This is a genomic window from Psychrobacter sp. Rd 27.2 (genome assembly GCF_001921755.1).
In the GTDB taxonomy this organism is placed as follows: Bacteria; Pseudomonadota; Gammaproteobacteria; order Pseudomonadales; family Moraxellaceae; genus Psychrobacter; species Psychrobacter celer.
The window spans coordinates 35,105-49,154 of sequence record NZ_MRYB01000008.1 but is presented as its reverse complement, the minus strand read 5'-3'; the positions used below and the strand labels follow the sequence as shown (position 1 = coordinate 49,154).

Here is a 14,050-nt window from a genome sequence, read left to right as displayed (position 1 = left end):
AGTCCATTGCAATAAGTTATATATGATGATCTTCGTATCATAAAGTATAAGTTACCCTCAACACTAGCTAGATAGGAAGCCTACTGCCATGGCTGGTATCAACAAATTAGAATTATCTGAAACAGATATTATCAGCAAGTTTATTCTACCTGCCATTAAAAGCTCAGGTTGGGATGACATGACTCAAATTCGCGAAGAGGTGAAGCTTCGTGATGGGAAGGTTATTGTCCGTGGTCAAATGGCAGTGCGTAAGACGGTCAAATCTGCTGATATCGTTCTATATCACAAGCCTAATCTGCCGCTTGCGGTTATAGAGGCCAAAGCGAATAAACACTCTATTGGTAAAGGGATGCAGCAAGCGCTTGATTATGCTGGGCTACTCGAAGTACCGTTTGTGTTTTCATCCAATGGTGATGGCTTTATTTTTCATGATAAAACCAGTACCACTGTCCTCGAAACAGAGATTTCACTAGAGGATTTTCCAACACCAGCTGAGCTATGGGATAAATACTGTCAGTGGAAAGGCTATACGCAATCTCAGCTACCTATTATCACTCAAGACTATCATGATGATGGCAGTGGTAAGTCACCACGCTACTATCAGCTACAAGCCATCAATAAGACCATAGAAGCCATTTCTCGTGGACAGGATCGCATCCTGCTCGTAATGGCAACAGGGACGGGTAAAACTTACACTGCATTTCAAATCATCTGGCGTCTGTGGAAGGCTAGAGAAAAGAAACGTATCTTGTTTTTAGCAGATCGTAATATTTTGGTCGATCAAACTCGGGTAAATGACTTTCAGCCTTTTGGCACTGCGATGACCAAAATAGAAGGCCGTACCGTTGATCCAGCCTTCGAGATTCATCTTGGTCTATATCAAGCGCTAACAGGCCCAGAAGAGCATCAGAAAGCCTTTAAACAGGTTGCGCCAGACTTCTTTGACCTAATTGTCATTGACGAGTGCCACAGAGGCAGCGCTGCTGAAAATAGTGCTTGGCGCGAAATATTGGAATACTTTCATAGCGCGACACAAGTAGGCTTAACAGCGACCCCTAAAGAGACTAAAGAAGTCTCTAACTCTTATTATTTTGGGGATCCTCTTTATACTTATACCTTAAAACAAGGCATTGAAGATGGATTTTTAGCGCCCTATAAAGTAGTTCGAATTGATATCGATGTCGATCTACATGGTTGGCGTCCAACCAAAGGACAGACAGATAAGCGTAATGAGTTGATTGAAGATCGTATCTATAACCAAAAAGATTTCGATCGCACTTTAGTGATTGATGAGCGTACTGAATTGGTGGCTCAGACCGTCACTAGCTACCTTCAGCGTACTGACCCAATGGCCAAGACCATTGTATTCTGTAATGACATTGATCATGCAGAGCGAATGCGCCGTGCTTTGATTAACTGCAATCCAGAGCAGGTCAAAAAGAACGAAAAGTATGTCATGAAAATCACGGGTGATGATGAGTTAGGCAAAGCGCAGCTTGATAACTTCATCAATCCAAAGAAACCTTATCCAGTGATAGCGACAACGTCGGAGCTGATGACGACTGGTGTCGATGCCCAAACCTGTAAGCTAATCGTCTTAGATCAAAACATCAAATCGATGACCAAGTTTAAGCAAATTATTGGCCGTGGGACTCGTATCAATGATAAATATGGCAAACTATGGTTTACGATTCTCGACTTCAAAAAAGCAACTGAGCTATTTGCCGATGAGCGCTTCGATGGTACTCCTGAGCGTGTTATGAAAATGACACCATCACAGGTCAATAGAGGCAGTGATGAGCTAGATGAGATGGTAGATGGTGAATCAGGGGCCGAATTAGAGGAGACTTATGATACTAAAACGTCTCACAACAACGAAGGTGACAATGACTCCGATATGGGCGGCAGTGACGTTGATACAGGTGACGACCTTGGCGGCAGTGAGCCAGCGAAAAAATACTATGTGAAAGGTGTAGCTGTAAAAGTAACGGCACAGCGTATCCAATATTATGATACTGATGGTAAGCTAGTCACCGAGTCTTTTCAGGACTATACTCGCAAAACTTTCACTAAGCAGTTCGCTAGTTTGGACGAGTTTACCAAGCGTTGGAACGATACTGAGCGCAAACAAACCATCATTGATGAGCTAGCAAATGCTGGTATTATTTGGGAAGCACTACAGGAAGAGGTCGGTTCAGACATGGACCCCTTCGACCTAATTTGCCATGTGGTATATGACCAGCCACCCTTGACGCGTCGTGAACGTGCGAATGAAGTTAAGAAGCGCAATTACTTTACCAAGTATTCAGACACTGCTCAAAAAGTACTAAATGCCTTGCTCGATAAGTATGCTGATGCGGGTGTAGAAGAGATCGAAAGCCTAAACGTGCTTAAAGTAAAACCACTTGATCAATTAGGTAGTCCGATGGAAATTGTCAGAGAAGGCTTCGGTAGTAAACAAGATTATCAGCAAGCCATTAGTGATCTTGAAAGTGAAATCTATTGGGCACCGCCACCCAAACAAGCTTAAGCAACTAGAAAAAATTAGCTACAATCCATATATCTAAGCCTCTTATTGAGGCTTGTTTTATTCATACTGTTTATTGAAAAGAGAAACTACATGTCAATCAGTTCAGTTATTAAGTCTATTCAAGATATCATGCGTCAAGATGCTGGTGTCGATGGTGATGCCCAACGTTTAAGCCAATTGTCATGGTTATTGTTTCTCAAAATATTTGATGCACAAGAAGAAGCGCTTGAGTTCGAACAAGAAAACTATAAGAGCCCCATCCCTGAGCAATACCTTTGGCGTAATTGGGCAGCTGATCCCGAAGGTATCACTGGTGATGAGTTACTAGAGTTCGTAAATGATGAAATATTCGTTGAGCTAAAAAACCTGACAGCGCCAGTAGATACCAACCCACGTGGATTTGTGGTGCGTCAAGGTTTGAGCGATGCCTACAACTATATGAAAAACGGTACGCTGCTACGCCAAGTGATTAATAAACTCAACGAAGTGGACTTCAATCGTTCAGATGAGCGCCACCTATTTGGTGATATCTATGAGCAACTGTTGCGTGATTTACAGAGTGCAGGCAATGCAGGTGAGTTTTATACCCCTCGTGCTGTGACACGCTTCATCGTTGACCGTGTAGATCCAAAGCTCGGTGAGCGCGTTATGGATCCAGCTTGTGGTACAGGTGGATTTTTGGCCTGCTCATTTGATCATGTCAAAAACAACTATGTCGAAACTGCCGAAGATCATCAAGCGCTACAGCAGCAGATTTTGGGGTTTGAAAAGAAACAACTGCCGCATTTGCTCTGTACAACCAATATGATGCTGCATGGTATCGAAGTACCCGTACAGATACGCCACGATAACACTCTAAATAAGCCGCTGTCGAGCTGGGACAGTGATATTGATGTCATCGTAACCAACCCACCTTTTGGCGGCACTGAAGAGCACGGTATCGAAAAGAACTTCCCAGCTGAGTTCCAAACACGCGAAACGGCTGATTTGTTTTTACAATTAATCATTGAGGTCTTGAAAGATAAAGGCCGCGCTGCTGTCGTATTACCTGATGGCACCTTGTTTGGTGAAGGAGTAAAAACCAAGCTAAAGAAAATGCTGACAGAAGAATGTAATCTGCATACCATCGTGCGCTTACCAAACGGTGTGTTTAACCCTTATACGGGTATTAAGACCAATATTCTCTTCTTTACCAAAGGTCAGCCAACCAAAGATATTTGGTTTTATGAGCATCCTTATCCTGAAGGCGTCAAAAACTACAGCAAAACCAAACCAATGAAGTTTGAAGAGTTTCAAACCGAGATTGATTGGTGGGGCAATGAATCTGACGGCTTCGCCAGTCGTGTTGAAAATGATCACGCTTGGAAAGTTGACTTCAGCAGTAAGCGTAAAACAGCTGAAAAAGACGCAAAGCCACACTGGGACAAAGCAACAGTACTCTTAGGTGAAGTCAGTGCTTTAGAGCCTAATCTTAAAGTGTTACGTGCAGAACTAAAAGCTGCCAGCGATGAGTTAAAGCCTGATAACCTAAAAAAAGTTGAAGCGCTAGAAACTAAAATCAATAATCTGCGCCGTGATGCTAACAATAGCCAACAGGCTGGCGATGGTATATTCAATGCTATATTTAATTTTGATATAAAAAATCCGTTTGTTGATCAAGTCATTGATTATGACCCTAATAAATTACTCGCTGACTATGCCAAACAACAACAGAGTATCGATACTTTACGCAGCCAATTAAAAGATGTACTGGGCGCTGCGCTGTCTGCTAACACGACAGAGGACAAGTAGCTATGAATGCAAAAACGACCTTAGAGGTGGGTAAAGACGCAAACAAACCAGAGCAGTTGATCACTGAACATATCGATATCTGGACTAGCGCTATACTGGCTAAATCGACTAGTGGGCGTGGCAGTAGCAAAAAGTATGAGCTATACGGCATTAGCAAATTACGTGAGCTGATTTTGGAGTTAGCAGTACGTGGCAAGCTAGTGCCGCAGGATGCTAATGATGAGTCTGCCTCTGTTTTGTTAGAAAGAATAGCGGCTGAAAAAGCTCAGTTGATTAAAGATAAGAAGATTAAGAAGACTAAAGCAGATGGTAAAGTTAATGAAGATGAAAAACCTTTTGATCTTCCTCGTGAGTGGCAGTGGACTCGACTTAACTTTATAACAGAGATAAACCCACGTAATACGAATGTTGATGATAAAACTAAAGCATCATTTGTTCCAATGACTCTAATCACTACATCATACGATGGAGTACATGATTCTGAATCAAGGCCTTGGAGTGAAATAAAGAAAGGCTATACCCATTTTGCTAATGGCGATATTGCTATTGCGAAAATAACACCTTGTTTTGAAAATAGTAAAGCTGCTATTTTTCGTAATTTAGAAAATGGTATTGGCGCAGGGACAACAGAACTCCATGTTGCGCGTCCTTTTGGAGAGCAAGTTGAAAGAAATTTTCTTCTTTTATATTTTAAATCACCTAACTTCTTAACTATGGGTCAAAAGCTTATGACTGGCTCTGCTGGACATAAAAGAGTCCCAAGAAGTTTTTTTGAAAGCAATCCTATTCCACTTCCACCGCTTGCAGAACAAAAACGCATCGTCGCTAAAGTCGATGAACTCATGCTGTTATGTGATCAGCTAGAGCAGCAAACCGAAGCCAGTATCGAGGCTCACGCTACGCTTGTGGAAGTGTTATTAGCCACGTTGACAGATAGTGCTGGCGCTGATGAGCTGGCACAAAACTGGCCGAGAATTGCTGAGCATTTCGACAGCCTGTTCACTACTGAGCAAAGCATCGAAGCTCTAAAGCAAACTGTGCTGCAATTGGCGGTAATGGGTAAGTTAGTTCCGCAAAATCCAGATGAAGAACCTGCTTCGGTGTTGTTAGAGAAATTACGTAAAGAGCGCTCGGAGTGGCTTCAAAAAACAAAAGAGGAAAATCCAGAATCTAAAACGATGTTGAAGAAATTGAAAAAACTGTCAGATGCTTCTGCACCTTTCGGAATTCCATCTACATGGAAAACAGCACACCTTATAGATTTATGTACCTACTTAGTTGACTGTCATAATAAAACAGCACCATATGTTGATAGTGGTATTCCAATAATCAGAACCTCGAATATTAGAGAGAGAGAGTTTTGTATGACTGGTATGAAGTATATTTCTGAGGAAACTTACGAATATTGGTCGAGAAGGTGCCCTCCAAAACCCGAAGACATAATTTTCACAAGAGAAGCACCGATGGGTGAAGCTGCTATCATCCCTAAAGGAAGTGTTTGGTGTTTGGGGCAAAGAACAATGCTGATAAGACCATATCACAAGTATGTTTCGAACCAGTATTTACTTCTAGCATTAACAGAGCCACATTTGTTAGAAAGAGCTTCAGAACATGCAATTGGCTCCACCGTTAAACATTTAAGAGTTGGTGACGTTGAAAATTTAAACATTCCTTTACCACCTCTAAGTGAACAACATCGTATCGTTGCTAAAGTCGATGAATTAATGGCTATTTGCGATCAGCTAAAAGAGAAGCTAAAGCAATCTCAAGAGACACAAGTTCAGCTTACTGATGCGTTGGTTGATAGCGCTTTAGGGTGAGTTTTAGTATTGGGCTAAGTGTATTATATGTCTTGATAAGATATAATATCTCTTATCAAGACATTCTACTCGGTAGATCGAATAATGTTGGTGTTGCTGCGAAGGATAACTGACCGTTTACACAGTTCGTATTGTGCAGAATTAAAAATGCACAGTCAAAATATAGCGCTCTACATTAGAAAATAAAACGACTTGTGCATAAATTAGGGGTTGTAAATTTTTTAGGTGTGCCGTTCAATATCGCCAGCTATGCCCTGCTGACCCACATGATTGCGCAGGTTTGCGGGCTGGGCGTGGGCGAGTTTATCTGGACCGGCGGCGACTGTCATATTTATCAAAACCACCGCGAGCAAGTTGAGCTGCAACTGACGCGTGAGTGTTATGCACTACCGACATTGACGCTCAACCCTGATGTTGATGATATTTTTGCATTTAATTTTGAGGATATTAGCGTAAACGGTTATGAATCACATCCCGCTATCAAAGCAAAAGTCGCGGTATAAAGACTGTTTTTTACTTCATATGACTGACGAAAACAATAAGGACATATTATGAGTTATGCCAATACCCAAGTCGCCCAAATCGCTGCTATCAGTAGCAATCGCTGTATCGGCAAGGACAATGAGCTGCCGTGGCATATCTCAGCAGATTTGCAGCATTTCAAACAAATGACCACCAAAGCAACAGGCGGTGCGGTTCAAGGTATCGTCATCATGGGTCGCAAGACCTTTGAGTCGATGGGCAGCAAGCCGTTGCCAAAACGTGTCAGCTTTATTATCAGCAGTCAAATGGACTATGCCGAAAAGAGCGGCCTAGTAGGCAAAGACAATGCGTATGTGGTGCATAATTTGGATGATGCTTTAACGCAAGCTGCCAGTCTCGCCCATGGTGCTCACTTAGATACGATTTGGGTCATCGGCGGCGAGCGGGTATTTCGTGATGCCTTTATGTACACCGATCGTATTGAGCTGACACACGTCGATACCGAGATCCCTGACGGCGAGGCGTTTTACCCTGAATTGCCGAGCGACTTTGCAGTCGCAGAAGCGTCTGAGTCGATGCATGATGAAAAAAGCGGATTGGATTTTAGATTTGTGACTTATAAAAGCGTGGCAAACTAAAAAATGACGAAAAAACTTTTACCACTCGCACTTCTCTTCGCATTTATGACAGGCTGCCAGAGCCTGCCTCAACGAGAGCCTGTTATAGTTCCCCCTAAAGTCATGCGCTCCGTAGACTTTACTATCCCTCCTCGAGTATCAAGAAGGATGAGTCGGGGAGAAAGTTTGGACCTTGTACTTAAATTATATGTTAATAAGAACGGCACAGTTGACAAGGTCAGTATTCAAAAATCGTCAGGTAATCGACATCTAGATAGAAATGCTATTATACAAGCTCGCAAAATGATATTTCATGCAGCAACTAAAGACAGTAAGTTTATAGAATCAACCGTGAGGTTACCTATTGTTTATAAAATGCTTAGAGATGATATGCTTCACTGAGCTATAGTCGATTCTAAATAAAACAGATACATTCTATTTCAGCGCGGAACTGGTATAAATTTTTCTGGCATCCTCTGCCTGCAATTCATCCCAGCCCCACGGTATCGTTTTTGTACTGAACTCACGATATATCTGTTTACTCATGCAGCACTTTATAAATGGTCTTGGCCAATACTGGACCGATGCCCTGCACGCCTGCTAGTTCTTGCTGCGAAGCCCCTAGCAGTTGCTGCATCCCGCCAAAGTGATTGAGCAAGTCGCGGCGGCGCTTTTCTCCCAGCCCCGGTATCACCTCCAGCACCGACGACGAACGGCGCTTATCGCGCTTCTTACGGTGCGCTGTGATGGCAAAACGATGCGCCTCATCACGAATATGCATCAGTAAATGCAGCGCCTTGCTGTCCATGGGCAGATCCAGCGGTTCATGATCGATAAAATGTAATACTTCTAAACCCGCCTTGCGCCCTTCTCCTTTTGCCACACTCACAAGCAGCGTGTCATTTAAGATACCCAGCTCGGTCAGCACTTCTTTGGCGATATTAAGCTGACCTTTCCCGCCATCAATCAGCAACAGATCAGGCAGTGGCTGTTTTTTATAGCGCCGCGTCAGCACTTGCTGCATCGCCGCATAATCGTCACCGCCTTGGATATCATGAATCGCATACTGACGGTAATCGCGACGCCGCGAGCCACCTTGGTCGAATACCACACAGCTACCGATGGTCGCCTCGCCCATGGTGTGCGAGATATCAAAGCATTCGATACGGTCTATGGCGCGATCAGTGACATCAGCCAGTACGTTCTTTAGCGCACCAAAGCGCGCATGCAGCTCTAGATAGTCGCCCAGTTTGGTTTTTAGTGCATTGTTGGTATTCAGTTTGGCCAAGTCCAGCCACTCTGAACGATGCTCGCGCACATTGGTTTTGATAACGACTTTGCTCTCAAAGTGGGTGGCCAATGCTTCGCTGACTGCTTGTTGGTCAGGCAGCGCATGACTGAGAATAATCTCACTTGGCAAGTCGTCGGTCACCTGAAAATAAAATGAGGTAATAAATGCCGACAAATTATCCGCGAGTGACTCACTACTATCGACATCAGGGAAGTAGTTTTTGCCACCAAGTACGCGGCCGCCGCGCACTGTCAGTACATTGACACAGGTCATGCCAGCTTGGCTAGCAATGGCAATCACATCCGCTTCGCCCTGTACGGTATATACAGCCTGTTTGGCCTGCACTTCGCGTAGCATAGACAGCTGATCCCGATAAAAGACTGCTTTTTCAAAATCTAATGATTCAGCAGCACTTTCCATTTTTTCGATTAGCGCACTGTGAATATCGCTTGAGTCGCCTTTAAGAAAACGAATAGTATTATTCACATCTTCTGCATACTCTTCTGGCGACACCAAGCCCACGCAGGGTGCACGGCAACGCTTGATTTGATATTCAAGGCACGGTCGCTTACGCTGTTTAAAAAACGTATTGGTACACTGGCGCATCTGAAACATTTTTTGCATGAGCACCAAGGTTTCTTTGGCCGCATGAGCAGAAGGAAAAGGCCCAAAAAACCGACCCTTTTGATGATTGCCTTTGCCGCGGCCATAAGCCAATCTTGGATAAGGCTTATCCGCTGAGATAAATACATACAGATAAGACTTATCGTCACGTAGTAGCACGTTATAAGGGGGACGGTACTCTTTAATCAGGTTTTGCTCAAGCAGCAATGCCTCGGTCTCACTACGGGTAATGATGGTCTCAATATCGTGAATACGTGCCACCAGTGCCCGCGTCTTTGGATGGTCAATGGTCTTGGCAAAATAGCTATTGACTCGGCTTTTTAGCGATTTTGCTTTACCCACATATAAAATATCGCCGTTTTTTCCCAGCATTTTATAGACCCCTGGCAAGTTTGGCAGGCGCTGGATTAGATGTTTGAGGCGGGCTTTTTTATCATCGACAGGACTCGACTCTGAGACATTAACCATAAAATTTATTGCTCTTAAGACACTGATATACAGCTATTTATGGGGCGGTAGCCTGCGTTTTACAAGCTATCAAACTTATCCGCTTACGCACAAAAAAACCAGCACGAGGCTGGCTTTTCTTTTTTATGCTAAGCAAAACTTCTAATGACGGAAGTTCGGTAATAGTGCAGGAATGCCCGGCAACATCCCAACCACCGCCATGACACCAGTCAATATCACAAAGGTAATGACAGGTATAATCCAACGGCTCATCTTTGATAGGCTCGCACTACGCTCTTTTGAGCCAATCAAACCTAGGTTATCAAGCACCAAGGTAATCGACCAGCCAAAGGCTGGGTTGACCAATGCCGAGGCAAAGACCACAATTGCAGCAGACTGCGTGGTTTTACCTTCGCGCGTCATCTCCATACCCGCTTCAAGCAGCGGAATAAAGACCCCGACGATCAGCGCCACACACATCACCGGCTCCCAAATCGCCAAATCCATCGGATAGCCCCAGACACCTGCGATCAAACAAAACAGTCCTGTGAGTACTGCACCCGCTGGAATCGGACGCTTGGCAATCGCCGCTGGTACGATATACGTACCCCATGATGATGCAAAGTTTGCGCCGCCAAGGATAGAGCCTGCGACCTGACGAATAGAAGCACTGGTCATGGTGTCATCGATATCCATCAACACGCGCTCGGTACGCTTTGGGTAGCTGATCTTTTGAAAAACTTGATGACCCAAAAAATCCGGCGACCACATAGCGACGGCCAATACCGCAAACGGCAATACCACCACGAAGCTTTCAATCGTCGGCAGACCCAGCATCCAGCCCGTGTCCTCCCCCCACCAGTACATGGGGTTCATATTTGGCAGGCCAGGCGCTGTCTCAAAGGCAAAAGGCGCGCCCATAGCAAAGGCCACACCGCCACCGAGCAAGCAGCTTAATGGTACAGCCAGCCAGCGCTTTTGGAAGTTTTCTAATACCGCGTACAGGATGATGGTCAGCAAAATCACCACAAAGGCGATATGCGCCATGCCGATACCTTCGGCCCATGCAAATAGATTTTTGACCTGCGAGAGGGTGCCAATAAAACCCAAATAAAGCAGCAGACCGCCACACACGCCTTTACTGGTCAAGTTTGCCAGCAGACTGCCTCCTTTACTAATGGCTAGTAATAGACCAAAAGCACCGATGAGCAAGCCAAAGGCCATCGGGTGACCACCAGCGGCAACGACGATAGGAATCAGTGGGATCAGCGGCCCGTGCGTACCAGCAAGGTTGGCCGTCGGAAGCAAAAACCCTGAAAACAAAATCACAAAGAAAGCGACAATTAACAACTCATAGCGCACGTTTTCTAATACAAAGGCATCGCTTAGCCCAAGCGGCCCTGCAAACGTAGCGGCAATAGCGCCTACCATCACGACCTTACCGATCGTTGCGGCCATCGCAGGGATGGTGTCTTCATACTCAAAACGATAATCACGAAACGGCAAGTTTACCCGCCAGCGCTTGGGCTGCATGATTTGTAGTTCATGATTTAAATAGGCGTCACGACTCTCAAAGCTTGAGCTGGGCTTGTGTAGATCAAGGTAGCTGCCTTGTGGCTCGCTGTCGTAATTGGATGGATTTGATGGTGGCGGAGTAGACCCTGAGGCAGGGATCTGAGTGTTACTCATCACATTTCCTTATGTCGACTGAGGCTTCGATGGACGGGCAGTGCACTGATGTGACTTGATAAAATCACAGGGCAGTACAAATTGCAGGCTATTGTATGTCACAGGACAGTGAAATGCGAGCGCGGAACCATGTAAAGATACTATGCGTCTCTGTTTGATTGATAACTTAAAGTTTTAAGTTATCATTTTTGCAAACTTATCAATCATTTATTTTAGAAAAACAACCCCAAATTGCTTAGCAATGACCGCGCTCAGGGCGACATGCTGCCGCATATATTCATCATTTATCTTATTTATAATGAGGCATACTTACGCTTTAAACCTAGCGGTCAAGACGATTTTTACTTATGATAAATAGCTTTCACGCTAGATACCCTGCAACAGGTGTCAGCCATTTGACTGAATAATTAAAAATCGAAAAGAAGTAACAGGATTCCTTTATGAGCTTACTACCCACCAACCTTGAGACCTTAAAACGTCGCGCCAAACAAAGCATCATGCCATTGTTGACACCGCATTTACTCAAACTGCGTATCAACACCTACGCGCCTTACGTCGGAGCTGGCATCAAAATCGAGCATATCAGTCTCGATCAAGGTTTATGTGTGGTCAGTATGGGTTTGAATAGCTTGAATAAAAACATCGTCGGCACCCAGTTCGGTGGCAGCCTCTACTCTATGGTCGATCCGTTTTATATGCTCATGCTGATGCATCAATTGGGCAGTCATTATGTGGTATGGGACAAAAGCTCACATATCGATTTTGTCGCGCCAGGCCATAGCAAGGTCACCGCAAGGATGAAGATACCGAGCGCTGAAATCATTACCATTCAAGAGCTGGCCAAAGATGGAGGGGCGGTATTTCGCGACTACAGTGTCGATATCGTCGATGAGCAGCAAAAGGTTGTGGCCACTGTCACCAAGACACTGTATATCCGTTTGCGCAAGCACAGTAAATCAAAGGATCAAAGCATACGCATCGACACCGATGCTGATAGCGCTTAACCTCATGCATCTGCGTTCATAGGCACACATGTATTTGCGACCATGTGCACAATAGACTCAGCAAGCACAGCGGATACAGTTACGCCCATACAAAAACCCCAATCCAGCTATCGCATAGATTGGGGTTTTGTCTTTTTGGTATGGCCCGCTTATTTATAAATAAACCTATGAATAAGGGCTGGTATCTATGTGTGTCCGAGCCTTTGCTGGCGGTGATAATCACAGACTAACAAAGACTCAGAGCACCGCTTAGATACTTATGATCACGTATGTGCTCACGTAACTTGTGCTTAGATACCTGGCGCTGTTTCAACCGCATCAGGAACACCAGCGTCAGTTTTTTTCTGAGCTGCTGGACGAGCACCAAGCTTTTCGCGGATACGTGCTGATTTACCAGAGCGCTCACGTAAGTAGTATAGTTTCGCACGACGAACCGCACCACGGCGTTTCACTTCGATGCTATCGATCAGTGGTGAATGCAACTGGAATGCACGCTCAACACCGACGCCGCTTGAGATTTTACGTACGGTAAATGCTGAGTTTAAACCGCGGTTACGCTTAGCGATGACCACACCTTCAAAAGCCTGTAGACGCTCACGCTCACCTTCACGTACTTTTACTTGTACGACAATGGTATCACCGGGTGCAAAGCTTGGGTGTTCACGCAATTGAGCGTTTTCGATGACCTGAACCAATGGATGCTTGTTGCTCATGAGAGTTATCTCCTCACATTAGATAATAGAGGCTTCACGCATATCACCTGTTTGTAATAATGAATTGCATCTTATTATAAAAAGACGCAACGTAAATGGGTTATAACCAACGGCCACAATGTGATGACTCGTTTTATTATTGCTCAAAATTTTATTTTTTAACTGTTTATCAAATTTAAAAACGATAAAACGAAAGGTTAACCCTTATTTTTTATCTGTTTTTGCCAGTGCCTTTAGCCACTTCGCTTGCTCTGCCGTGGGGGTAAACGCCTGCCATAAGTCTGGCCGACGCGCTTGCGTACGACTGACTTGCTGAGCAAAACGCCACTTAGCAATATTGGCATGATGACCTGAGAGTAATACCTCAGGGACGCTCATACCTGCAAACTCATGCGGCTTGGTATAATGCGGACAATCAAGCAAACCATCGACAAACGAGTCTTGCTCAGCGGACTGATCATCGCCCATGATATCAGGCAAACGACGTATCACACTATCCATCAATACCATGGCAGGCAGCTCACCGCCTGTCAGCACATAGTCCCCCAATGACACCTCCCTATCGACATATCGTGATAGTAAGCGCTCATCAATACCCTCGTAACGACCGCACAATATAATCATGCCATCGTACTCGGCCATGCTGACCACACTACTCTCACTGAGCGTCTGTCCTTGTGGCGACATATAAATCACCGGACAGTGCTCACTATCGACACGGCAGCCGTGCTGACTCGCTCGCAAGCGCGCATCCTCTATGGCTTTTGATAATGGCTCAGCCATCATCACCATGCCAGGACCGCCACCATACGGGCGCTCATCAATACGGCGGTAGTTATCGGTGGTATAATCACGTGGATTTATGCACTCAATCGTCACGTGCTCTCCAGCGACTGCCCTTCCAGTGATACCAAAATCACGAATCGTGGCAAACATCTCAGGAAAAATACTAATGACGGCAAAATACATCTGATATCTACTTAATTGACGCAATGATCATACTGGCGCTAACGCCAAAAAATTGTCTTACTCATACTATTA

The 14,050-nt window shown here is 44.8% G+C and carries 9 protein-coding genes and 2 pseudogenes; 7 read left to right on the top strand and 4 right to left on the bottom strand.

What is annotated here, in order from left to right:
- The first annotated feature begins 97 nt into the window (after window positions 1-97).
- From hsdR to BTV99_RS13895, 6 genes and pseudogenes are all read left to right on the top strand, one after another.
- Window positions 98-2,530 (top strand): EcoAI/FtnUII family type I restriction enzme subunit R, encoded by a 2,433-nt coding sequence (hsdR, locus tag BTV99_RS08255; protein WP_218607500.1) that lies wholly within the window; start codon window positions 98-100, stop codon window positions 2,528-2,530.
- 90 nt (window positions 2,531-2,620) lie between these two features.
- Window positions 2,621-4,042: pseudogene (locus BTV99_RS08250) on the top strand (N-6 DNA methylase); the annotation flags it as partial.
- Window positions 4,043-4,323: 281 nt separating this feature from the next.
- Complete coding sequence (locus BTV99_RS08245) at window positions 4,324-6,141, top strand: restriction endonuclease subunit S (protein ID WP_083608594.1); 1,818 nt, start codon at window positions 4,324-4,326, stop codon at window positions 6,139-6,141.
- A 218-nt stretch (window positions 6,142-6,359) separates the two neighbouring features.
- Window positions 6,360-6,644: pseudogene (gene thyA, locus BTV99_RS08240) on the top strand (thymidylate synthase); the annotation flags it as partial.
- A 48-nt stretch (window positions 6,645-6,692) separates the two neighbouring features.
- Window positions 6,693-7,262, top strand: a complete 570-nt coding sequence (locus BTV99_RS08235; protein WP_075101894.1) for a dihydrofolate reductase — start codon at window positions 6,693-6,695, stop codon at window positions 7,260-7,262.
- Between the two features lie 3 nt (window positions 7,263-7,265).
- The gene (locus tag BTV99_RS13895) at window positions 7,266-7,643 is read left to right on the top strand and encodes a TonB family protein (RefSeq protein ID WP_075101893.1); all 378 of its coding nucleotides are present in this window, start codon (window positions 7,266-7,268) and stop codon (window positions 7,641-7,643) included.
- Window positions 7,644-7,779: 136 nt separating this feature from the next.
- On the opposite strand, the gene uvrC is transcribed toward BTV99_RS13895, so the two are convergent.
- Together uvrC and BTV99_RS08220 are read right to left on the bottom strand one after the other, a co-directional pair.
- Complete coding sequence (gene uvrC / locus BTV99_RS08225) at window positions 7,780-9,624, bottom strand: excinuclease ABC subunit UvrC (RefSeq protein ID WP_075101892.1); 1,845 nt, start codon at window positions 9,622-9,624, stop codon at window positions 7,780-7,782.
- Between the two features lie 141 nt (window positions 9,625-9,765).
- On the bottom strand, window positions 9,766-11,292 hold the full coding sequence (locus tag BTV99_RS08220; RefSeq protein ID WP_075101891.1) for a DUF3360 family protein: 1,527 nt from the start codon (window positions 11,290-11,292) through the stop codon (window positions 9,766-9,768).
- A gap of 440 nt (window positions 11,293-11,732) precedes the next feature.
- On the opposite strand from BTV99_RS08220, the gene BTV99_RS08215 reads away from it, so the two are divergent.
- The gene (locus tag BTV99_RS08215; protein ID WP_083608592.1) at window positions 11,733-12,296 is read left to right on the top strand and encodes a DUF4442 domain-containing protein; all 564 of its coding nucleotides are present in this window, start codon (window positions 11,733-11,735) and stop codon (window positions 12,294-12,296) included.
- 290 nt (window positions 12,297-12,586) lie between these two features.
- Here the strand turns inward: BTV99_RS08215 and rplS are convergent, their stop codons facing one another.
- Together rplS and trmD are read right to left on the bottom strand one after the other, a co-directional pair.
- Window positions 12,587-13,009 carry a 50S ribosomal protein L19 gene (gene rplS, locus BTV99_RS08210; protein ID WP_075101890.1) on the bottom strand — a complete coding sequence of 141 codons (423 nt, stop codon included), beginning with the start codon at window positions 13,007-13,009 and terminating at the stop codon, window positions 12,587-12,589.
- A gap of 204 nt (window positions 13,010-13,213) precedes the next feature.
- Complete coding sequence (gene trmD / locus BTV99_RS08205; RefSeq protein ID WP_075101889.1) at window positions 13,214-13,978, bottom strand: tRNA (guanosine(37)-N1)-methyltransferase TrmD; 765 nt, start codon at window positions 13,976-13,978, stop codon at window positions 13,214-13,216.
- Window positions 13,979-14,050: the final 72 nt, after the last annotated feature.

Coding starts and splice junctions, on each gene's coding strand:
- uvrC (WP_075101892.1), bottom strand. CDS start 9,624: ATGGTTAATGTCTCAGAGTCGAGTCCTGTCGATGATAAAAAAGCCCGC.
- BTV99_RS08235 (WP_075101894.1), top strand. CDS start 6,693: ATGAGTTATGCCAATACCCAAGTCGCCCAAATCGCTGCTATCAGTAGC.
- BTV99_RS13895 (WP_075101893.1), top strand. CDS start 7,266: ATGACGAAAAAACTTTTACCACTCGCACTTCTCTTCGCATTTATGACA.
- trmD (WP_075101889.1), bottom strand. CDS start 13,978: ATGTATTTTGCCGTCATTAGTATTTTTCCTGAGATGTTTGCCACGATT.
- BTV99_RS08245 (WP_083608594.1), top strand. CDS start 4,324: ATGAATGCAAAAACGACCTTAGAGGTGGGTAAAGACGCAAACAAACCA.
- rplS (WP_075101890.1), bottom strand. CDS start 13,009: ATGAGCAACAAGCATCCATTGGTTCAGGTCATCGAAAACGCTCAATTG.
- BTV99_RS08220 (WP_075101891.1), bottom strand. CDS start 11,292: ATGAGTAACACTCAGATCCCTGCCTCAGGGTCTACTCCGCCACCATCA.
- BTV99_RS08215 (WP_083608592.1), top strand. CDS start 11,733: ATGAGCTTACTACCCACCAACCTTGAGACCTTAAAACGTCGCGCCAAA.